The sequence below is a fragment of the Hyphomonas sp. GM-8P genome, assembly GCF_003263315.1.
Lineage (GTDB): Bacteria > Pseudomonadota > Alphaproteobacteria > Caulobacterales > Hyphomonadaceae > Hyphomonas.
The window spans coordinates 91580-111994 of sequence record NZ_AWFE01000105.1 but is presented as its reverse complement, the minus strand read 5'-3'; the positions used below and the strand labels follow the sequence as shown (position 1 = coordinate 111994).

At 62.4% G+C, this 20415-nt stretch carries 21 protein-coding genes; 13 read left to right on the top strand and 8 right to left on the bottom strand.

Features of this window, described 5'->3' with window-relative positions; all coding sequences use genetic code 11:
* Positions 1-51: 51 nt before the first annotated feature.
* Complete coding sequence (locus tag HY26_RS15885) at positions 52-510, bottom strand: hypothetical protein (protein WP_233351662.1); 459 nt, start codon at positions 508-510, stop codon at positions 52-54.
* Positions 511-656: 146 nt separating this feature from the next.
* Here HY26_RS15885 and HY26_RS15880 point away from each other — a divergent pair, with 146 nt between their 5' ends.
* Genes HY26_RS15880 through HY26_RS15840 form a run of 9 tightly spaced genes read left to right on the top strand, consistent with a single transcriptional unit; the run spans position 657 to position 9431 of the window.
* On the top strand, positions 657-2108 hold the full coding sequence (locus tag HY26_RS15880; RefSeq protein WP_034764273.1) for an MFS transporter: 1452 nt from the start codon (positions 657-659) through the stop codon (positions 2106-2108).
* Positions 2109-2165: 57 nt separating this feature from the next.
* Positions 2166-3221: an alanine racemase gene (alr, locus tag HY26_RS15875; RefSeq protein WP_112074083.1), complete on the top strand. Its 1056-nt coding sequence runs from the start codon at positions 2166-2168 to the stop codon at positions 3219-3221.
* The gene (locus tag HY26_RS15870) at positions 3199-4011 is read left to right on the top strand and encodes an ABC transporter permease (protein WP_051599751.1); all 813 of its coding nucleotides are present in this window, start codon (positions 3199-3201) and stop codon (positions 4009-4011) included. The genes alr and HY26_RS15870 overlap by 23 nt, the downstream gene beginning before the upstream one ends.
* Entirely contained in the window at positions 4008-4772 is a 765-nt protein-coding gene (locus HY26_RS15865; protein ID WP_034764279.1) for an ABC transporter ATP-binding protein, read from the top strand. Before HY26_RS15870 ends, HY26_RS15865 begins: the two co-directional genes overlap by 4 nt.
* A 39-nt stretch (positions 4773-4811) precedes the next feature.
* On the top strand, positions 4812-6194 hold the full coding sequence (radA, locus tag HY26_RS15860; protein WP_112074082.1) for a DNA repair protein RadA: 1383 nt from the start codon (positions 4812-4814) through the stop codon (positions 6192-6194).
* Entirely contained in the window at positions 6187-6732 is a 546-nt protein-coding gene (locus HY26_RS15855; protein ID WP_051599752.1) for a CvpA family protein, read from the top strand. The genes radA and HY26_RS15855 overlap by 8 nt, the downstream gene beginning before the upstream one ends.
* A gap of 39 nt (positions 6733-6771) precedes the next feature.
* A complete protein-coding gene (gene purF, locus HY26_RS15850; RefSeq protein WP_034764289.1) occupies positions 6772-8223 on the top strand; it encodes an amidophosphoribosyltransferase in 1452 nt (483 codons plus the stop codon).
* Between the two features lie 21 nt (positions 8224-8244).
* Positions 8245-8961 (top strand): SDR family NAD(P)-dependent oxidoreductase, encoded by a 717-nt coding sequence (locus tag HY26_RS15845; RefSeq protein WP_034764294.1) that lies wholly within the window; start codon positions 8245-8247, stop codon positions 8959-8961.
* Complete coding sequence (locus HY26_RS15840) at positions 8961-9431, top strand: GNAT family N-acetyltransferase (RefSeq protein ID WP_034764297.1); 471 nt, start codon at positions 8961-8963, stop codon at positions 9429-9431. Before HY26_RS15845 ends, HY26_RS15840 begins: the two co-directional genes overlap by 1 nt.
* Here HY26_RS15840 and HY26_RS15835 read toward each other — a convergent pair.
* A complete protein-coding gene (locus HY26_RS15835; protein ID WP_034764301.1) occupies positions 9400-10125 on the bottom strand; it encodes a YafY family protein in 726 nt (241 codons plus the stop codon). The two genes, HY26_RS15840 and HY26_RS15835, sit on opposite strands and share 32 nt — an antisense overlap.
* 92 nt (positions 10126-10217) lie before the next feature.
* Between HY26_RS15835 and HY26_RS15830 the strand changes: the two genes are divergently transcribed.
* Both HY26_RS15830 and HY26_RS15825 read left to right on the top strand, forming a co-directional pair.
* A complete protein-coding gene (locus tag HY26_RS15830) occupies positions 10218-10958 on the top strand; it encodes a glutathione S-transferase family protein (RefSeq protein ID WP_065382750.1) in 741 nt (246 codons plus the stop codon).
* A 145-nt stretch (positions 10959-11103) separates the two neighbouring features.
* The gene (locus tag HY26_RS15825) at positions 11104-11622 is read left to right on the top strand and encodes a flavodoxin domain-containing protein (protein WP_034764305.1); all 519 of its coding nucleotides are present in this window, start codon (positions 11104-11106) and stop codon (positions 11620-11622) included.
* On the opposite strand, the gene HY26_RS15820 is transcribed toward HY26_RS15825, so the two are convergent.
* Entirely contained in the window at positions 11619-12635 is a 1017-nt protein-coding gene (locus tag HY26_RS15820) for a 2'-deoxycytidine 5'-triphosphate deaminase (protein WP_112074081.1), read from the bottom strand. The genes HY26_RS15825 and HY26_RS15820 overlap by 4 nt on opposite strands.
* Positions 12636-12699: 64 nt before the next feature.
* Here HY26_RS15820 and metZ point away from each other — a divergent pair, with 64 nt between their 5' ends.
* Together metZ and apaG are read left to right on the top strand one after the other, a co-directional pair.
* A complete protein-coding gene (gene metZ / locus HY26_RS15815; protein ID WP_112074080.1) occupies positions 12700-13902 on the top strand; it encodes an O-succinylhomoserine sulfhydrylase in 1203 nt (400 codons plus the stop codon).
* A 24-nt stretch (positions 13903-13926) separates the two neighbouring features.
* On the top strand, positions 13927-14343 hold the full coding sequence (apaG, locus tag HY26_RS15810; protein WP_034764314.1) for a Co2+/Mg2+ efflux protein ApaG: 417 nt from the start codon (positions 13927-13929) through the stop codon (positions 14341-14343).
* 4 nt (positions 14344-14347) lie between these two features.
* On the opposite strand, the gene HY26_RS15805 is transcribed toward apaG, so the two are convergent.
* From HY26_RS15805 to HY26_RS15785, 5 genes are all read right to left on the bottom strand, one after another.
* Positions 14348-15097, bottom strand: a complete 750-nt coding sequence (locus HY26_RS15805; protein ID WP_034764317.1) for a DsbA family protein — start codon at positions 15095-15097, stop codon at positions 14348-14350.
* Between the two features lie 99 nt (positions 15098-15196).
* Positions 15197-16600 carry a M48 family metalloprotease gene (locus HY26_RS15800; protein ID WP_051599754.1) on the bottom strand — a complete coding sequence of 468 codons (1404 nt, stop codon included), beginning with the start codon at positions 16598-16600 and terminating at the stop codon, positions 15197-15199.
* Between the two features lie 90 nt (positions 16601-16690).
* The gene (locus HY26_RS15795) at positions 16691-17695 is read right to left on the bottom strand and encodes an ABC transporter ATP-binding protein (protein ID WP_112074079.1); all 1005 of its coding nucleotides are present in this window, start codon (positions 17693-17695) and stop codon (positions 16691-16693) included.
* A complete protein-coding gene (locus HY26_RS15790; RefSeq protein ID WP_233351661.1) occupies positions 17688-19325 on the bottom strand; it encodes an iron ABC transporter permease in 1638 nt (545 codons plus the stop codon). Before HY26_RS15790 ends, HY26_RS15795 begins: the two co-directional genes overlap by 8 nt.
* An 11-nt stretch (positions 19326-19336) precedes the next feature.
* Entirely contained in the window at positions 19337-20410 is a 1074-nt protein-coding gene (locus HY26_RS15785) for an extracellular solute-binding protein (protein ID WP_034764325.1), read from the bottom strand.
* Positions 20411-20415: the final 5 nt, after the last annotated feature.

Here is a 20415-nt window from a genome sequence, read left to right as displayed (position 1 = left end):
GGAAAGGGTCGCAGGAAACAGTTAACGAGGGGTGGAATGTTTGGCGGTCTGCTAACCGCGGATACGGCCCGGATGCACCACCATGACCAGCAAGCTGGCGACCAGCATCAGGATGGAAAGCATGAACAGCTGTCCCCCGTCCGTCGCGGTGCTCGCAGGGTCCAGCGAAAGCGGGACATTCCGGCCAAGCCACGGCGACAGGTGAAACGCAATTGCGGCGCCGCAGACCAGTGCGGCAATCGCAGCGCCGAAGCGTCGCGAGAATGGCAGAAGCAGAAAGAAAGCTGCGAACAGTTCAATGATCGCTATCACGAACCGTCCAGCCGGCTCGAACAGGGAAACACCTGAGCGCTCGGCAATGGTCTGGAACACGATATTCTGACCTGGCGCATCAAACAGTTTCACGGAGCCTTCGGACGGGTCCGGCAAAGGCGCAATTGTGGACTGGATGAACATGGCGATCAGGAACAGTGCCAGCGCCCAACTGATAAGATGTCTGAATATACGCATGGTCCACCCTGGATACCGGCAGGTTTGTTAAGGCTACCGGTCGCAGCGCAGCAGCGCAACTGGTTGAAACCCGGCGTTTCTGTGGCGAAGCGGGCTTTCCATCCCTGCCCGGGCTACCTAATGTCCCGCCTCTAGCGGGAGGTCGAATGGACGAACAGGTCGAATCCATTGCCGACGAGATTACGGAAGAAGCGGCGGGCGACGTCACTTCTCCGGTCAGCGGTGTCAGCGAAGCGCTGACAGCAGGCGCCTCGCTTCTGTCGACCGCCAGCCATTGGCGTGCCCGGCGCATCCGCCGGGTCGTGAAGATCGAGCTGCCGGCCTACCTTCTTGTCCAGTGCAGCTGGTTCATGGCGTTCGGCCTCCAGATGGTTCTGTTCCCCTACCTGATTACGGACGCCAATCACCTGCACCGGGACGGCCTCGCACTCGGCCTCGCCAACATGGCCTTGTCCGGTCCCTCCGTGATTTTCCTGCTGCTGGGCGGTGTGGTGGCCGAACGCGCAGACGGCAAACGCCTGCTGATCCTGCTGCACCTTCTGGCAGCCGCGCCGGCGCTCGCGCTGGCAGCGTTCGTCTGGAAAGGCACCCTCACCTATCCCGCCATGATCGCCTATGGCCTCACCATCGGCACCGTCGGTGCCTTCATGATGCCCGCCCGGGACTCGATCGTGAACGAAGTCGTTGAACGCCGCGCCCGGGTCGGATCGGGCGTGACGCTGCAACTCGGCGTGACGCTGGCCACGATGGCACAGTTTGTCGCCCAGATCGGCGGACTGATCATTGGCGGCTATGCCGACAAGCTGACCAAGATGCCTGACTGGATGGGCGGCTTCGGGATCGGTCCGATCCCGGCACAGCAACTCCTTTTCATTCAAGGCACCGTCCTGGCACTGGGCGCCATCTTCGCGCTCTGGCTGGGCAAGGGCCGCCAGTTGCTCAGCAGCGGCCGGGGTGTAAAGGGCGCGCTGGCCGATATCGCCGATGGTTTCCACGCCGTACGCTCTGACGGCAAGCTCTGGGCGATGACGGCCCTGATGTTCGGCGTCGGCATTTTCGTGATCGGCGCCTTCCTCGTCGTGCTGCCCATCGTGAACCGGGATGTCTATGGCTTCGGCCCCGATGGCATCCGGGACATGTTCGTGACTTTCTGGATGGGCGCGTTCGTCTCGTCCGTGGTGCTGTCGGTCTTCAAGCGCATCAAACGGCAGGGCCGCCTTTTGCTCATCGCACAATTCCTGGCCTCGCTCAGCATCCTCCTGATGATGTGGCCGATCCCGCATTGGGGCTTCCTCACCATCGTGTTCGTCTGGGGGCTCGCCGCCGGTATTTCCATCGCCATGAGCCGTTCCATCGTTCAGGACGCCGCGCCGAAGGAAAAACTGGCCCGCGTACTGTCCATCTACCAGCTCGGCTTCATGGCAGGCGCGCCGTTCGGCGCGTTCCTGATGGGGGCCCTGGTCGACCTGTTCGGCCCGGCGAAGATCGCCATCGTGCCGGCAGGCGGCATGATCATCCTGATCCTCTGGATGGTTTTCTTCACACCGGTCTGGAACATGAAAGGCTCCGCCTGGCTTGCCCATCGCGAAAAGGCCTGAAAAGTGCCGCCATTGCCGGGCTGACAATTGGCCAGAAGCCAATTAACCCGTGCAGACATGTCGTCCCTGCCACGCGCCACCATCCACCTGGACCATATCGTCGCCAATTGGCGCACGATGGCAGGCCTGCAGCCGAAGTCGACAACCGCCGCAGTCGTTAAGGCCAATGCCTACGGCCTTGGCGCGGAACCTGTGGCCCGCGCACTGGCAGCCGCCGGGTGCAACACCTTCTTTGTCGCCTATCCGGAAGAAGGCGCGGCCGTTCGGAAGACCGTCGGGCCAGCCCCTGCCATATTCATTCTGAGCGGGCCTGCTCCCGCCACGATGCACCTGTTCCATGCACACGCTCTCACCGCAGTCCTGAACAGCGAAGCGCAAGTCAGTCTCTGGGCCGATATGGCGGGCCTGCCCTGCGCGCTTCACTTCGACACCGGCATGAACCGGCTGGGCCTGCCGGTGAGTGTGCTGGAATCCAATGGGGACGCGCTGCGCGCCCTGCAGCCGGTCCTGGTAATGAGTCACCTCGCCTGCGCCGATGAGCCGGACCATGAAATGAACGCCGCCCAGCTCGTCGCCTTCAGCGATATCGCAGCCGCCTTCCCCGGCGTTCCGGCAAGCCTCGCCAATTCGGCCGGCTGTTATCTTGGCCGCGATTACGGCTTTCAGCTCACACGACCCGGCCTTGCCCTTTACGGCGGCACGACCCCCCCAGCCCGCGTGCAGCTGCAGCACGCCGTTACGCTGGAGGCAGAGATCCTCAGCGTGTTCTCCGTCAAGGCAGGTGAAACCGTAGGATATGGCGCGACATTCAAGGCGCCGCAGGATATGATGCTCGCCACTGCCGGCCTCGGTTATGCCGACGGCGTTCTGAGGTCTGCCTCCAACTGTTTCATCGGCTGGCTGGATGATCAGCCTTGCCCCGTCACCGGCCGGGTGTCGATGGACCTCATCACAATTGATGTATCCAAAGCACAGCAGGCGGCAAAAGCAGGCCGCCGCGTTGAATTCCTTGGCTCGCATGCCAAACTCGAAGACCAGGCCGCACGGGCCAACACGCTCGGCTATGAGCTACTCACAGGACTCGGGACACGTGTCGAACGCCTCTACCCGTAATCGCGGGATACCCAATCCGCTGGCCTGGATCGGCGCAGCAGCACTCGGCCTCTTCGGGGAGATCGGCCGACTGGCTGTATTCTCCGCCCGGGTAAAGGCTGCGGCCTTCTCGCCGCGCTGGTATATTGGCCAGATCTGGAAGCAGATCGTCCAGATTGGCTTTTTCTCCCTGCCGGTCGTGGGCATGTCCGCCATCTTTATTGGCGCCGCGCTCGCCCTGAACATCTATCAGGGAAGTGGCCGCTTCGGCGCAGAACAGTTCGTTCCGAACATCGTGGTGCTCGGCATTACGCGCGAACTTGGCGCGACGATCACTGCACTGATGCTCGCAGGAAGGGTCTCTGCCGGTATCTCCGCAGAGATCGGTGCCATGCGCGTGACCGAGCAGATTGATGCGCTGGAATCCCTGTCCGCATCGCCGTACCGCTACCTCTATGCCCCTCGCTTCCTTGCCGCGCTGATCGCCTTGCCACTGCTTGTGCTGGTCGCTGACATTATCGGCGTCATGGGCGGCTGGGCTGTGTCTGTCTTTGGCCTCGGCTTCGACTCCACGGTCTACCTTCGCAACACGCTCGACTTCGTCACCCGTAACGACATCCTGACCGGCCTGATCAAGGCGGTGGTGTTCGGCGCCGTGATCGCGCTGATGGGGTGTTATCAGGGCGACAGGTCCAAGGCGGGCGCGACGGGTGTGGGCCGCGCAGCGACCCTCTCCATGGTCGGCGCCGCCGTCCTGGTGCTTGCCTCAAACTACATCATGTCGACCATCTTCGTGGAGGTCGGCCTGTGACGACACCCATTCTCAGCCTGCAGAATGTCGAGAAGCGGTTCGGCAAGAACCACGTCCTGCGCGGCGTGACGCTGGATGTCGCCCCCGGTGAGAGCCTTGTCGTGATCGGCGGCTCCGGCTCGGGCAAATCCGTCATGCTGAAGAATGCGCTCGGCCTGATGACACCGGACTCCGGCAAGATCCTCTTCAACGGCGAAGACGTGACCCAGGCTAAGGGCAAGACCCGTGCCCGCATGCGCGAGCGGGTCGGCATGCTGTTCCAGTCCGGCGCGCTGTTCGACTCGCTCACAGTCTGGGAGAATGTCGCCTTCCGCCTCGTGAATTCCGGCGTGGTCAGCCGCGCCAAGGCGAAAGACCGCGCCATCGAGACTCTCAGCAAGGTGCGCCTCGGGTCAGATGTGGCCGACCTTTACCCGGCAGAGATTTCCGGCGGCATGCAGAAACGCGTCTCACTCGCCCGCTCCATCATTTCCAAGCCGGACCTGATCTTCTTCGACGAGCCAACAACAGGTCTCGACCCGATCACGGCAGACGCGATCAATGACCTCATCATCGAGCAGGTGCGCGGCCTCGGCGCGGCGACAGTGACCATCACCCACGACATGGCGTCGGCTCGAAAGATCGCTGATGAAGTGGCCATGCTGTTCGAGGGTGAGATCATCTGGCGCGGCAAGGCGTCAGACGTCGACAATAGCGGCAACCCGTATGTCGACCAGTTCGTACACGGACGCGCCGAAGGCCCCATCCAGCCCGCGCTTTAAGGTCTTTCTTCAGCCCGCGAACCCGCCTATCCCGACATCATGGCCAAAACCGCTACCACCGCCTTTGTTTGCCAGTCCTGTGGGGAGGTTCACTCCAAATGGAGCGGCAAGTGTAATGGTTGCGGGGAGTGGAACACGCTGGTGGAAGAAGTCACCGGCGGAGTACCTGGCGGCCTCGCAGCGCCGAAGACAGGCTCCAAACGCTCCGGCAAGGTCGAATTCGTTGCGCTGAACGACACGGCTGAGGCGCCCGCCCGCATTGTCATGGGCGTCGACGAGCTGGACCGCGTGTTCGGCGGCGGCATTGTCCCCTCGTCTGCGACGCTGATCGGCGGTGATCCCGGTATCGGCAAATCGACCCTGTTGCTGCAGGTTGCCGCGCGCCTCGCCCGCAACGGGCTGAAGACAGTCTATGTCTCTGGCGAGGAAGCCGCGCCCCAGATTCAGGACCGCGCAAAGCGCCTCAAAGTGGCCGAAAGCCCTGTCCAGCTCGCGACGGAAACGGACTTACGCAAGATCATAAGCGCCCTGAAGGCTGCCGAGCCGGACTTTGTCGTGATCGACTCGATCCAGACACTCTGGTCCGACAGTCTGGAAGCGGCTCCCGGCTCGGTCGCCCAGGTACGGGCCTGCGCGCAGGAGCTGACCCGTTGGGCGAAGAAGTCCGGCGCGGCGCTTGTCCTCGTCGGCCATGTCACCAAGGAAGGCACCATCGCGGGCCCGCGCGTTGTGGAACACATGGTGGACGCCGTCTTCTATTTCGAGGGTGAACGCGGCCACCAGTTCCGCATCCTGCGCGCTGTGAAGAACCGGTTCGGTCCGACCGACGAGATCGGCATCTTCGAGATGCACCAATATGGGCTCGCCCCCGCCAAGGAACCCTCGGCCCTGTTCCTCAGCGCGGATGGCGAGAGCGAAGGCGGCGCAGCAGTATTCGCAGCCATGGAGGGCTCGCGACCCGTACTGGCAGAAGTGCAGGCCCTTGTCGCCAAAAGTGCCTATGGCACACCGCGGCGCAGCGTGGTCGGGTGGGATTCCGGACGCCTCGCCATGTTGCTGGCCGTGCTGGAAGCGCGCTGCGGAATCACGATGGCGGGCATGGACGTCTATCTCTCCGTGGCCGGAGGTTACAAGATTATGGAACCCGCCGGCGACCTCTCCGCCGCCGCGGCCCTGCTTACTTCCCTGTCTGCCAACCCGGCGCCGGAACGCAGCGTTTTCTTCGGCGAAGTCGCCCTGTCCGGCGCCGTCCGCCCGGTTGCCCGCATGGAACAGCGCCTCAAAGAAGCCGAGCGGCTCGGTTTCGAGCGCGCATTCGTGCCGGAAGGTGCGCCGACCGCAGTGGATGGCTTGACCGTGACGCCGATTAAACGGCTTATCGACCTTGTGGAGTTGCTTGCCCCGGACGCACTGAATGCTTGAGTCCATTACAGCTTTCGACGGAATCGCGCTGGCGGTTGTCGTGATCTCAGGGATCATGGGGTTTGCCCGTGGATTTCTAAGGGAATTGGCTACGCTCGGCGCATTTATCGGCGCGCTGGCCGCCGCCTATTACGCCCGCGTCTTCTTCCACGACGATCTTTCCGCCCTGCTGCCGCCGAATCTGGCGCCCTGGACGGCGGACGTGATTCTGCTGATCGTCGCCTTCATCATCGTTTATGTGCTGATTGCCTGGCTCGGGCAGCGACTTTCCAAAAATATCCACGGTGCAGAAGGCATTGGCATGTTCGACCATGTGGCCGGCGCCGTGTTCGGCGTGCTGCGAGGCTTCGTAGCCCTTGTTTTCTTTGTAGTCCTTCTGGGACTCGTGCTCGAACAGAGCCGGATTCCAAGCTTCATCCAGAACGGAATTACCTATCCGCCGCTGCGGAATCTGGCCGATTTCGTGAATGTTGAAGCAGCCAAGGTGGGAAAAGAAGTGCAAGTCCCCCTTTCCTCTGAGGAGGAAAACGGGCAATAGGCCCCTGTCGCAAGTCTGTCATCCAGGAGCGCATGTCGTATGGTCCACTTTGATCACGATGACGACAAGCCCCGCGAAGAGTGTGGCGTCTTCGGTATTTTCGGAAATCACGAAGCGAGTCTTCTGACTGCGCTTGGCCTGCACGCGCTGCAGCACCGCGGACAGGAAGCCTGCGGCATCACCTCTTTCGACGGCAAGCGTTTCCCCTCCGAGCGCCATATGGGCATGGTGGGTGAGCATTTTGGCGGAGACCTGCGGGCGCGCCTGCCGGGCCATGCCGCAATCGGCCACAACCGTTATTCCACGCAAGGCCGGCCGATGCTTCGCAACATCCAGCCGATCTTCGCGGATCTTGCCGGCGGCGGCTTTGCCGTTGCCCATAACGGCAACCTGACGAATTCCCGCGAGCTGCGCTACCAGCTGGTCCAGGATGGGGCGATCTTCCAGTCCACCATGGACACCGAGGTGATCCTGCACCTCGTTGCCCGCTCCAGCCGTCCGCGTTTCCTCGACCGCCTGATCGACGCCCTGCAGAAGATTGAGGGCGGCTATGCCCTGGTCGGCCTGACCGGCAAGAAGCTGATCGGCGCACGCGATCCGGTGGGCCTGCGCCCGCTGGTGCTCGGCCGCCTTGGCGATGCGTATGTGCTGGCTTCTGAAACCTGCGCGCTCGACATCATCGGTGCCGAATTCGTGCGCGAAGTTGAGAATGGCGAAGTTGTTGTCATTTCCGACAAGGGGATTGAATCCCATCGCTTCGCCCAGGCCCGCCCTGCCAGCCCCTGCATCTTCGAATATGTCTACTTTGCGCGCCCTGACAGTATCGTTCAGGGCCGCTCTGTTTATGAAGTGCGCCGCCGCATGGGCCACCAGCTGGCCGCGGAAACGCCGTGCGAAGCCGATGTGGTCGTGCCGGTGCCGGATTCCGGCGTACCTGCCGCGCTCGGCTTCTCAGAAGCCTCCGGCATCCCCTTCCAGATGGGCATCATCCGGAACCACTATGTGGGCCGGACCTTCATCCAGCCGACCCAGACTGGCCGCCAGAGCGCGATCTCCAAGAAGCACAGCCCGAACAAGGCTGTGCTGGAAGGCAAGCGCGTTGTGCTGGTCGACGACTCCATCGTCCGTGGCAACACGTCGAAGAAGATCGTGCAGATGGTGAAAGAAGCAGGCGCCAAGGAGATCCACTTCCGTTCCGCCAGCCCGCCGATCGTGAACCCGGATTTCTACGGTATCGACATGGCCGCGAAGTCCGAACTGTTCGCCGCGATCCACACCCATGAGGAAATGGTGCGTGAGCTGAAGGTGGACTCCCTCGGCTTCCTGTCGGTTCCGGGTCTCTACCACGCCATCGGCGAGCCGGTGCGCAACAATATGATGCCGCAGTTCGCCGACCATTGCTTCACCGGCGAATACCCCACCCCGCTGGTCGATTACGAACATGACGAGAGCGACAAGGAGCGTCAGCTCTCCCTGCTGGACGACGCGTAAGGCCTGCGCTAGACGCGCGGCATGACCCAACCCCGTCTCATCCTCGTTACCGGCGCCTCCCGCGGCATCGGCCGGTCCGCCGCCCTGCATCTCGCGAAACAGGGTGACATCGTCATTGCCATTGCCCGCTCGAAACTGGCCCTCGAAAAGCTGGACGACGAGATCCGCGCACTTGGCAGCGAAGCCGTTCTGGTGCCGATGGACCTGAAAGACACCAAGGGGATCGAGACGCTTGGCAAAGTGATCGGCGAACAGTTCGGACGCCTCGACGGCCTGGTGGCGAATGCTGGCATCCTTGGCACACTGGGACCGCTGGAGACCTGCGGCCCGCGCAGCTTCGAGGAAACAATCGCGGTGAACCTGACCGCCAATTTCCACCTGATCCGGGTGCTCGGCCCATGGCTGCACAAGTCGGAAGCCCCGCGCACCGTTTTCGTCACCTCTGGCGTTGCCCGTCACCCCCGCGCTTTCTGGGGACCTTACCAGGCCGCGAAGGCGGGTCTTGAGGCCATGGTGCTTGGCTGGGCCGACGAGCAGGAAAACCTGCCTTTGCGCGCGAACCTGTTCAATCCAGGTGGCACCCGCACCGGCATGCGCGCCGAAGCCATGCCGGGCGAAGACCCGATGAGCATTCCGTCAGCGGACGATGTGTCCGCTGAACTGGTGAAGCTCGTCAGCAAGGACGAGACCCGTACGGGCCAGCTGGTCAACTATCGCGAAGTGGCCGCCGCACATTGATGCCGGAGAAACCTGCTGTCCGGTCCGCCACAAGCGAAGACCTGCCGCTCCTGAAAGAATTCGAACAGGGCATCATCACGGCTGAGCGGCCGTATGATCACACGCTGAAGCCGGACCCGATCAGCTATTACGACATCGGAGAACTGATCGATTCCGATGATGCAGACGTTGCCGTGGTCGAACTGGATGGCGAGATCGTTGCGTCCGGCTATGCCCACAAACAGCGTTCAAAACACTATATCCAGCACGAATACCATGCCTTCCTGGGCTTCATGTTCGTCCGCCCGGAATATCGCGGACGCGGCCTGAACAAGATCCTGATCGATCATCTCACAGGCTGGGCCAAGGCAAACGGCCTCAGCGAGATCCGGCTGACGGTCTACTCCACGAATGAACCGGCGATCCGGGCTTATGAGAAGGCCGGCTTTGCGCCCTACATTACCGAGATGCGCCTGAATCTGGACGAGTAGTCTCGCGTTTTCGTTCCTCTTCGCGCACAGCTTCCCACCGCTTGCGCAAGCGGGCGACGCGTTCCGGGAAACGTATTTCCAGCATTTCAACCTGCTTCACCCGGTCGGTGCGAAAATGGCGGAAGCCTTCCCGCAGTTCGCACCAGGCGCACATCATGCGGATATCGTCGGCATAGACGATCAGGAAGGGCCAGACCGTGCGACGGGTTATTTTACCAGCCTCATCGGAATAACTGAGGTCCAGCTTCTTCTGTGTCCGGATCGCTTCGCGGACCAGTGCCACATCGAAGGAATCCTCAGGCCGCTTGCGGAAACTGACCGGCACAAGCCCCGCATCCATGATGACGGGCTGGAGGTCCAGCGGCACGGCGGTCGAGAGTTTTGCGATCAGGTCTTCCGCCCCGCGAACCAGCCGCGCATCCCCGCGTGCTGCCACCCAGCGCGCCCCCAGCACGGCAGCCTCCAGTTCGTCCGTCGTCAGCATCAGCGGCGGCATGTCATATCCGGAGTCCAGCACATAGCCCGTGCCTGCCTCCCCGCGGATCGGCACACGCTGCGCGATCAGCTCTGCCATGTCGCGGTAGAGCGTACGCAGGCTGGTTTCAAGCTCTTCCGCGAGTTCCCGTCCCGTCACGGGGCGGTTCTTCCGGCGGAGGATCTGGATGATCTGGAACAGTCTCTCGGTGCGTCTCATGAAAAGGACCCTACTGCCACGCTGCTGACACCATGCTGTCAGCAGGCCTCCCGTATCAAGTCCTCATCGCAACCCGAACCAGGAGAAAGACGATGATCACGCTTTACGGATGGGGGCCAATGTTCGACTGCCCCTCGCCCAGCCCCTATGTCATGAAGGCCGATATCCAGCTTCAGATGCTGGGCGTCGATTTCACCCGCGCCATCGCAGACCTCGACGCCGTGCCGAAGCACAAGGCTCCTTACGTCATCGATGATGGCCAGTTGATCGAAGACAGCAATTTCATCCGCCATTATTACGAAACGAAGCTCGGCAAGGGCCTCTATGACGGCATGAGCGGCAAGGACATCGCGCTCAGCTGGGCACTCGAGCGAATGGCCGAGGGCCAGCTGAACAAGATCATGGCCTATGAGCGCTGGATGAAGGAGGACAATTTCAACAAAGGCCCGGCCCAGTTCTTCGCTGATGTCCCCGCCCCGGCCCGCCAGGCCGTGCTGAAGGAAGTCCGCGACGGCGTCGCCGCCACCAATATGAGCGAAGGCACTGGCCGCTTCACGGAAGCCGAGCGCATGCAACTCGCGGACTGGGATATCGGTGCCATCGCCATGCAGCTTGGCGAGCAGGATTATTTGCTGGGTGACCAGCCAACCTGTGCCGATGCCGCGGTCGCCGCCGTACTGATCTCGTGTGCGACGGAGTTCTTCAACACGCCGCTGAACGGCCTGGTCCGCAAGCATGACAATCTTGTGGCCTATCTCGACCGGATGACAGCCCGATATTTCGCGCACGTTACATGGCCTGGATGGCCGGCACTGGAACAGGAGCCAGCCTGACCGCCGGCGAGTCGAAAAAAATATGCCGTAATCTGATAATGTAAAACGAACTTCCCGGGGCGTGGTTTCGCATTCCCCGGGAATAACGTATGCTGCGCACCAGAAGCCGGGCGATCCCTGTCATTTGTCCCGGAACGGAGGCAGCATGAAAGGCGCGATATTTTATTCCGGCCAGTATGGCAGCACAGCGCAATATGCCGACTGGATCAGCGAAGCGACAGGCCTGCCGGTGTTCAACATCAAACATGCGAGCGTCGCCCCGTCGGAGTTCGATTTCCTGGTGCTGGGCAGCTCGGTCATCATCTACAAGCTGACCATCCGGAAATGGGTCGCCAAACACTTGCCTGCACTCCTGAACCGCCCGGTGCTTTTGTATACGGTGTCCGGCGCCGCGCCCGGTCCGAAACTTGACGGCTGGGTGCATGACAGCCTGCCTGCCAGCCTTGTCTCCCATGCAGAACCATTCGCCTTCCAGGGACGGCTCGACATGGACTCCCTGGGCTGGTGGACCCGCACAGTGCTGAAGATCGGCGCCATGATGAACAAGGATCCGGAAGGCCGGAAGGACGAACTCCACGGGTTCGACTATATGGACAAGTCCGCAATCGATCCGCTCGTCGCCCGCATCAGCGAACTGACGGCGACACCGCGCGACAGCATTTAAAGCCGGAAGTGTTTCGACAGTTTCAGGCCCTGCCCCTGATAGTTTGATCCCTTGCCGCCATAGAGCGCGCCAGGCTTACCCAGCATCGGCTCGTAGATCAGTTTGGCCACCGGCTGGCCGTGTTCAAGAATGAAGGGCACATCACGCGAGCGCACTTCCAGCACAGCCCGGCTGCCGCCCGTATTGGTGCCGAAACCCGGATCGAAGAAACCGGCATAATGCGCGCGGAACTCGCCGAGCTCCGGCGCAATGGGCGCCATCTCCGCGGCCTCGTTCGGCGCCACCTTCACCGTCTCGCGTGACACAAGGATGTAGAATTCTTCAGGGTTCAGCACGATACGCCCGTCCCGCGGATAGACCGGTTCCCAGAACTGGGCCGCGTCATGCGCGCCGATGCCTCGCAGGTCCACCACGCCAGAATGGTGTTTCGCTCGATATCCGGCTGGCTGTCCTGCCGGTGGCTCCAGATCGATGGAGACAACTTTCTCTTTCAGCGCCTCGGGTTTTTTCTTCTTGAACCGGACCTGCGCCAGCCGGTCGCCCGGCCGCACCATGATTGGAAACGTCCGCGGGGACACTTCGAGATAGAGCGGACCGGAATAGCCGGTCGGCACTTCGTCAAAGGCGCGGGACCGATTCGTCACCAGCCGGGTGAACACATCGATCCGGCCAGTTGAGCTTTTCGGGTTCGCCCGCGCCGCAATGCCCGCTGGCAGGCGCAAATGCTCCTGAAGGGGCACGAGATAGACGCAGCCCGTCTCCAATACAGCGCCTTCCTGCGTCAGGTCGATCCGATGCAGGTGAATGCCGGGTTCCTGCAGCATCTCGGCGACCGTGCGCTCCTTGCCCGGCAGGAAGCTCGCCCGCAGACGGTAGGCATCCTCGGCCAGGCGCAGGTCCAGGCTCGCCGGCTGGACCTGTCCTTCGTCCAGCGGCGTGTCCGTCCGGATGGCGCCGGAAGCTACCAGCGCCTCGATTTCCCGGTCGGGAAGAACACCTGTATCCTGTGGCATCTCTTGCACCCCTCGCCCTCTCAGGCATAAGGGCGAAACACGGAAACACAAGGAATAAGCTGCCATGGCAGACGCATCAGGCGGAGACGCCAAAAAAGGCTGGAAACCTGCCACCAAGGCGGTGCGTGGCGGCCTCATGCGCTCCGAGCATGGGGAGATCGCCGAAGCGCTCTATCTCACCTCCGGTTATGCCTATGACAGCGCCGAACAGGCGATGCGCCGCATGGCGGGTGAAGAGCCGGGTTTCGTCTATTCCCGCTATGGCAGCCCGACCTGCGAGATGCTGCAACAGCGCCTCGCCCTGATCGAGGGGGCGGAAACCTGCCGTGTGACCGGATCCGGCATGGGCGCCATCTCCTCGGCCATCATGGCCCCGCTGAAAACGGGTGACCGCGTCGTAGCCGCGAAGGCCCTGTTCGGCTCCTGCCGCTGGATTATCGCCAACCAGATGCCGAAGTACGGGATCGAGACCGTTTTCGTGGATGGCGCCGACCTCGACGCCTGGGAACGAGAAATCGCCAAGGGCTGCCAGCTGGTGCTGATTGAAAGTCCGGCAAACCCGTTGCTGGACGGTGTGGATATTGCTGCTGTCTCGGAACTCTGCCGCAAGGCCGGCGCCCTGCTGGTGGTGGACAATGTCTTCGCCACACCGATCCTGCAGAAGCCGCTGGAACTTGGCGCCGATGTGGTCGTCTATTCCGCCACCAAGCACATGGATGGCCAGGGCCGTGTCATGGCCGGCGCCATCCTCTGCGACGAACCGCGAATGACCGAAATCTACGATCCGTGGCTGCGCCATATGGGCCCGGCCGCTTCGCCGTTTAACGCCTGGGTCGTGCTGAAAGGCCTTGAAACCCTGCAGCTGCGCGTCGAAGCGCAAAGCCGCAGCGCCGCGCGCCTTGCCGACGCCATTGCAGACCATCCGGCCATCGCCGCGGTGCGCTACCCGCATCGCAAGGACCACCCACATTACGAGGTCCATAAAAAGCAGATGCGCATGGGCGGCACGATGATGGCCCTGTCGGTAAAAGGAGGACAGGAAGCGGCTTTCCGGTTCCTCAACGCGCTGGAGCTGGTCGATATCTGCAACAATCTTGGCGACACCAAATCCCTGGCCTGCCACCCGTCGACCACGACGCACCGCGCCCTCAGCGACGAGGAACAGGCAACCATGGGGCTCGACCGCTCCTGGATCCGCTTTTCAGTGGGCCTGGAAGATGCCGATGACCTTGAATCGGACCTGATCCAGGCTCTTAACAAGGTGTAAACAAACAGCGGGCAATTTCACCGAATGGCTCGAAGGTCGCCCCCACCCCAGTACGAACACGTCACCGACGGAGTGCGCATCCGCGTGCGCCCGAAATTCATGTATGACGAGTCCGAACCGGCAGCCGGCCGCTTCATGTGGTCCTACACAGTCGATGTGGAAAACGAGAGCGACCGCACCTGGACCATTATCCGGCGGCACTGGGAAATTGTCGATGCGATGGGCCGCCTGCAGGCAGTCGACGGCGAAGGCGTCATCGGCCAGACGCCAACCCTCGGCCCGGGTGAGCGCTTCAGCTACACCTCCGGCGCGCCGCTATCCGCCCCGTCCGGCATGATGCGGGGCACCTATGACCTTGTGGATGAGGAAGGCGGCGAACTGGTCGCCCGGATCCCCGCCTTCTCCCTCGACAGTCCATACGACCAGTCGCGGCCGATCTGACAGCCTAGCCTTTCAGGGCTTCCTTGATAGCATTCTTGACGCCCTGCTCGTCGGCGCCGCCGATGGCCGTGTCACCGATGTAGAAGCCCGGCGTACCATCCAGGTTCAGCGCGTGACCGAGACGCTGCATGTCGTCCAGCTGCTTCTTCAGCGCGACCGATTGCATGTCCGCCCGCATCTTGCGGACGTCCACACCGATCTCCTCGGCGAGTTCGTCGATCTTGGCTTCGGTCAGCTGATCGTTCGACTTCAGGTTCATCAGAGCTGCGTGCATGTCGTAATACTTGTCCTGCTTGCCTGCCGCGAGCGCAGCCAGGGCTGCGGTTTCGCTGATGCCGCCGAAGATCGGGTATTCCTTGAAGACAACACGCACCTTGTTGTCGAACTCTTCAGGCAATGCCTGAACGAATGGCAGGGAGCGCTTGCAGTAGCCACAGCGGTAATCGAAAAACTCCACGACGGTCACCGGCGCATCCGCCGGACCGATGAAGTGGTCCGTATCCAGACTGTACAGCTTGTCCTTGTTCTGGCTGATCGCCTCCTGTGCCGCCTTGGCAGCCTCTGCCCGGTCGCGGGCATTCAGGGCGATGATCGCTTCCTCGATCACTTCGGGATGCGTCACGATATACTCGTGAATAATCGTCTCAAGCTCGGCACGCTCCATGGTGACCGGGGCCTTGTTGCCTTCGGCGCAAGCTGGGGTCATGGCGACCATGGCGACAGCGGTGGTCGCAAGCAGGGGGCGGATCATCATCAATACCTTTCCAGGCCCGTCAGGGGCTGTTTCAATTCAGCGGGACTATACTGGCGAAGGCCCGCCCGTCCATCAGTCCTGACAGAAAGTTGAACGGTTTCAGTGCTCACCGACTGTAATTGAGAACTGGTTCACCCCGCGCCGGGCAACGCGATTATAAAAATCGCGATTGTCGGGATTGTTCGGGTCCGTGATCAGCAGAATGTCGTCGGCACGGCGATAATTCACCGTGTTGCGATCCAGCTGATCTCGGGCGCGATGCGCGAAAATGTTCGCACGTTGCAGGTCGCCGACCGCATAGGCGGACTCAGCAGTGGCCAGCTGCGCTTCGGCGCGGCGCCCCTGCTTTTCCAACGTGATGGCCAGTTGTTGCCAGGCAAATGCATTGTCCGGTTCAGCGATCAGCGCATCCCGCAGGGCAGACTCCGCCTCTTCCACATCGCCTGGTTCAGCACGGGCATTCAGGGACCGTGCATAATTGATCAGGAGCAGTGGCTGGCCAGGTTTGAATTCAAGGGATTTGCGGTGCGGCTCAACCGAGTCAGCGGCACGACCGCCCTCAAACAGGATCTGGCCTTTCAATTCCCAGAAGTACGGGTTCTCGGGCTCGTCCACCAGAAGAGAATTGATATCGTCCAGCGCAACCTGAATGTCGGATGCCTGCATGGCAGCGATCGACCGGGCATAGCGTGCCGGTTCGCTCTGGTCGGCATCGGGATACTCCCGGCGCACTTTACCAGGGGTGTCGAGGAAACCGATCAGCTTGGCGCGCATCATCTCATATTGATACTGCTCCCGGTCCGTAGGCGGAACATCCCGCGTAGGGGACTCATCCGCCAGCATCCGCACATTGCGGATCCGGTCCGATGCCAACGGGTGGGAGCGGAAATACGGATAGCGGCGGGCTTGCGAGATAACTTCCTGCGCGCGGAATTTCTCGAAGAATTCCACGATGCCTTCCGGCGACTCGCCAAGTTCTGTGAGGTACGACACTGCCGCGGTGTCCGCCATCGACTCTTCGGAGCGTGTGTGGACGAAGAAATTCAGCGCCGCGAATTGCTGCGAGGATCCAATCAGGGCTGCGCCGGCTCCGCCCTCCCCGGCTGCAATGGCCAGGATGCCAAGGCCGATCGAGATCAGCGCCGGACGGGCGGCAACACCGGCTGCCCGGCTACGCGAGACCGTGTGACCGCAAGCGATGTGGCAGGTCTCGTGCGCCAGCACGCCCTTGATCTGTCCGGGTGTGTCCGCCGCGATGATCAGGCCGGTATGAATATGAATGTTCTGACCATTCGCCACAAACGCGTTGAGCGACGGATCGTTGATTACATAGAGGCCGACGTCTTTCGGATTGAGTCCCGCAACATCGAGGATCGGATCCGTCCACTCGCGCAGCGTTTCTTCGATTTCGGCATCCCGGATCAGGCCCTGGGCTGAGGCCGAGACAGCTACGGTCAAAGAAGCTGCTGCCATTGCGATATATCGCAGGAAAGTACGGGCCATGCGGGTCCTGTCTCCGTTTTCCGCCATTCCCCTGAATCTACGGGTCTCAGCCAGCAAATGCGAGGGGGAAGCTACAGAATAACAGAAATGTCAGGGTTTAGCTGAGGGGAAGATGAACGAAAGCGCCGGATCGAGCCGGACTCCCACGTCTTCACCCGCTTTTGGCGCCTGATCCCGTGGGACAAGCGCCACAAGGCGTTGTCCGCCGGCATTCAGCACCAGCCGAGTCATCGCCCCGGTCACCTGGCTGGCCAGCACGGTCGCACGCACGCCCGAGCTGGAATCGAGGAAAATGCCTTCCGGGCGTACGACCAGTTCCGTTCCATCCGCAACATCTGCAAGCCCTGCGGGCACATCCGCTGCGGCGAGCCGGTTCACCGGACCGAGCGAAGCCGCCACGTCGGCGCTGACTGGATTCATGTAGACGTCGGCCGCCGGGCCTTCCTGGCGCACCTTGCCTCCGCGCATGACCGCGACATGGTCTGCCGCCTCCAGCGCTTCGACCGGATCATGCGTCACCAGCAGCGCCGGAATGCCAGCGGCGCGGACCGCTTCCAGCGCTTCATCGCGCACGCTGGCCCTCAGCGCCGGATCGAGGCCAGAGAACGGTTCGTCCATCAGGATCGCAGCAGGTTTCGGAGCCAGCGCCCGGGCGATGGCCACGCGCTGCTGCTCACCACCTGACAATTCGTGCGGATAGGCATCGGCCCGCTCGGTCAGGCCAAGACGGCCGAGCCAGCCCCGCGCTTCAGCCCTAGCGGTCTCCTTGCCCAGCGGCTTCAGGCCGAACGCAACGTTCTGCAACGCCGTCAGGTGCGGAAAGAGCGCAAAGTCCTGAAAGATCAATCCGATGCGCCGCTTGTCCGGCGGCAGTGTTGTCTTTGTGGAAGACAGCACCCGGTCGCCGAGCCGGATCTCGCCTTCGTCCACCGGTTCCAATCCTGCGAACAGACGCAGAAGGGTCGACTTGCCAGCACCAGATCCGCCCAGCAGTGCAGTGACCATGCCGGGCTTCAGATCGAGCGACACCGCATCGACCACGCGCACGCCATGATAGGCGCGGCTCACTCCAATGGCGGACAGGCTGTCACTCATGCGTGTGCTCACCTGGCCGCGAATGGGATAGGCGCCACGAGAGCAGGATCACGGGAATCAGGCCCGCCAGCGTGATGAGCAATGCCGGCAAGGCCGCCGCCGCAAGGCGTTCATCCGAGGCGTAGGCATTGGCACGCACAGCCAGCGTGTCCCAGCTGAACGGGCGAAGCATCAGCGTTGCCGGTAATTCCTTCAGGCATTCGACGAACAGGATCAGCGCGCCGGCACTTGCACCGGAAAGCGCGATCGGCAGGTCGACCTCCCGCGCCCTGCGCAGCGGGGACGCGCCAAGACTTTCGGCCGCATGGCCAAGAGAGGCAGGCGCACGGGCAAGTGCCGCCACCATGGGTTCTGCGCCGGTGGTCGTGAACCGGCTGGCATAGACCCATGCCAAGGCCAGCACCGGCACAATCCCTGTCAGCGTCAAACCCAGCCCTCCCAGAACGACCAGCGCGCCCAGCGCCAGCACAGCTCCCGGAATGGCATAGGCAGACGAGGCCGTCAGCCGCGCAAAGGCAGCGGCAGGCCCCTTCCCGCGCCCTGCCAATGCGATCACGAGCGCCAGCACGAAACCGAATGCGGCGCCGGCCCCGGCCAGAATGAGCGTGTTCTTCAGGGCCTCCCCAACCGGGGCGACATATTCCCGTGCCTCAAGCGCACGCCAGACGAGACGCGAAACAGGCACGAGGAAGCCAATGGAAAATCCGACCAGGCAGAACATGGCCGCTCCCAGACCCGTCAGGCCACCCAGCTTGGTACGGGAAACGGTGCGCCAGCGCGTGGAGCTCTGCTGGCTGCCCGCCCGCCCCCGGCTCCAGCGCTCCGCCAGCAACAGGCCGACGACCAGAACCAGAAGAATAACCGCGAGGCGCGCAGCCGCAGCCGGTTCGCCGAAACTCTTCCAGGCGCGCACGATGCCAAAGGTCAGCGTTGGCACACCCAGATATTCCGCAGCGCCATAGTCCGCGGCAGTCTCCATCAGGGCCAGCGCGAGCCCTGCCGCAATCGCGGGGCGGGCCGCCGGCAACACGACGCTCCAGAAACTGCGCAGCGGAGACGCGCCGAGGCTTCGGGCCGCTTCCAGCGCGCAAATGGACTGGGACACAAAGGCCGTCCGCGCGGTCAGGTACACATAAGGATACAGGCCACTCGCCAAAACAAAGGCGAGGCCCGGCATCGATCGCATCGACGGGAACCAGTAGTCCCGCGCCGACCAGCCGGTCAGGTCACGCAAGACTGACTGAAGCGGGCCGCCAACGCCCATCAGGTCACCCCACGCATAGGCCAGTACATAGCCGGGCGCCGCCAGCGGCAGGATCAGCAGCCATTCGAAGACAGGCCGTCCCGGAAAATCATGCATCGTCACCAGCCACGCCGCAGGCACGGCGAAGACCAGCATGAAGAAGGCCGCCAGTGCCAACGTCCCCAGCGTCCCACCGAGATAGGACACCATCAGCGTGTCGCGAATATGCTGCCACGCCTCCCCGCCGCCCATGAACAGGGCCGCCACCAGGACGGAGACGACCGGCACGGAGATGATGACACCCGCCAGCACGGCCGGCACATCAGCAGGACGGAAGTTCAGGCGCTTCGGTATGAATACCCGGGCAGGAAGGGGAAGACCGGCCAAACGCGTCCGCCTCAGTTCCAGCCGGCCGTGTCATAGATCTCCTGCGCTTCGGACTGGTGCGTGCCCAGCTCGTCCAGCGGGAAGTCGCTCTTTTTGAAGTCCGGCAAGGCACCGAGACCCTCCGGCAGAGGAGTGCCTTCGATCATCGGGTATTCCTTGGTCTCGCCGGTCAGCCAAACTTGGCCATCGGTGCTGGCAAGCCATTCAATGAATTTGATGGCGTTGTCGCGGTGCGGGGCATTCGCCGCGACACCAGCGCCGGTGACGTTCACATGCGTGCCGGTCGTGTCCTGTTCCGGGAAGCTGAGCTTCACCTTGGCAGCGGCAGCCTGCTGGCTCGGCGCGCCGGTGGTCATGCGGACATAATAATAGTGATTGGTCAGCGCGACGGAGCATTCGCCTGCTGCGATCGATTCGATCTGCGTGATGTCCCCGCCCTGCGGCGGACGGGCGAAATTGGCGACCACGCCATCGGCCCAGGCCTGGGCCGCGTCATGGCCCATCCGGCCGATCAGCTCGCCCATCAGTGACAGATTGTAGATATTGGTCGAAGAGCGCTGACAGACTTCACCCTTGAAGCGCGGGTCGGCCAGGTCGCTGTAATGGGCAACCTCATCGGGCGTCACACGCTCCGGGTCATACGCGATCACGCGCACACGGCGGGCGAGGCCGAACCAGTAACCATCCTTCTGGCGGAAGTGCGCCGGGATCTTTTCGTCCAGTGTCACATCCTCAACAGGCTGCAGCAGACCGGCTGCTTCAAAGCGGTACAGCGTGCCAGCATCGGACGAAATCACGACATCCGCCGGGCTCGCATCGCCTTCAGCCTTCATGGTTTCCAGAAGTTCCGGCGCGCCCGATTCGCGAAAGCGGACCTTGATGCCGGTCTCGGTCTCGAACGCCTTGTACATCGCCTTGTCGGAATCATAGTGCCGCGCCGAGTAAACATTGAGGACACCCGCGCTTTTGGGCTTGTCCCCTGATTCAGCTACAGGTTTGCCTGCATCTGAGGCAGGCGCGCCCGGGTTCCCGCATGAGGCGAGGAGCACGGTGGCGGCGGTGAGCCATAGGCGAATTCCGGTCATATCAG

What these genes read in the sequence shown, in the direction of transcription:
- HY26_RS15885 (WP_233351662.1), bottom strand. Translation starts at nt 510, where the DNA reads ATGCGTATATTCAGACATCTTATCAGTTGGGCGCTGGCACTGTTCCTG.
- HY26_RS15880 (WP_034764273.1), top strand. Translation starts at nt 657, where the DNA reads ATGGACGAACAGGTCGAATCCATTGCCGACGAGATTACGGAAGAAGCG.
- alr (WP_112074083.1), top strand. Translation starts at nt 2,166, where the DNA reads ATGTCGTCCCTGCCACGCGCCACCATCCACCTGGACCATATCGTCGCC.
- radA (WP_112074082.1), top strand. Translation starts at nt 4,812, where the DNA reads ATGGCCAAAACCGCTACCACCGCCTTTGTTTGCCAGTCCTGTGGGGAG.
- HY26_RS15855 (WP_051599752.1), top strand. Translation starts at nt 6,187, where the DNA reads ATGCTTGAGTCCATTACAGCTTTCGACGGAATCGCGCTGGCGGTTGTC.
- purF (WP_034764289.1), top strand. Translation starts at nt 6,772, where the DNA reads ATGGTCCACTTTGATCACGATGACGACAAGCCCCGCGAAGAGTGTGGC.
- HY26_RS15845 (WP_034764294.1), top strand. Translation starts at nt 8,245, where the DNA reads ATGACCCAACCCCGTCTCATCCTCGTTACCGGCGCCTCCCGCGGCATC.
- HY26_RS15840 (WP_034764297.1), top strand. Translation starts at nt 8,961, where the DNA reads ATGCCGGAGAAACCTGCTGTCCGGTCCGCCACAAGCGAAGACCTGCCG.
- HY26_RS15835 (WP_034764301.1), bottom strand. Translation starts at nt 10,125, where the DNA reads ATGAGACGCACCGAGAGACTGTTCCAGATCATCCAGATCCTCCGCCGG.
- HY26_RS15830 (WP_065382750.1), top strand. Translation starts at nt 10,218, where the DNA reads ATGATCACGCTTTACGGATGGGGGCCAATGTTCGACTGCCCCTCGCCC.
- HY26_RS15825 (WP_034764305.1), top strand. Translation starts at nt 11,104, where the DNA reads ATGAAAGGCGCGATATTTTATTCCGGCCAGTATGGCAGCACAGCGCAA.
- HY26_RS15820 (WP_112074081.1), bottom strand. Translation starts at nt 12,635, where the DNA reads ATGCCACAGGATACAGGTGTTCTTCCCGACCGGGAAATCGAGGCGCTG.
- metZ (WP_112074080.1), top strand. Translation starts at nt 12,700, where the DNA reads ATGGCAGACGCATCAGGCGGAGACGCCAAAAAAGGCTGGAAACCTGCC.
- apaG (WP_034764314.1), top strand. Translation starts at nt 13,927, where the DNA reads ATGGCTCGAAGGTCGCCCCCACCCCAGTACGAACACGTCACCGACGGA.
- HY26_RS15805 (WP_034764317.1), bottom strand. Translation starts at nt 15,097, where the DNA reads ATGATGATCCGCCCCCTGCTTGCGACCACCGCTGTCGCCATGGTCGCC.
- HY26_RS15800 (WP_051599754.1), bottom strand. Translation starts at nt 16,600, where the DNA reads ATGGCCCGTACTTTCCTGCGATATATCGCAATGGCAGCAGCTTCTTTG.
- HY26_RS15795 (WP_112074079.1), bottom strand. Translation starts at nt 17,695, where the DNA reads ATGAGTGACAGCCTGTCCGCCATTGGAGTGAGCCGCGCCTATCATGGC.
- HY26_RS15785 (WP_034764325.1), bottom strand. Translation starts at nt 20,410, where the DNA reads ATGACCGGAATTCGCCTATGGCTCACCGCCGCCACCGTGCTCCTCGCC.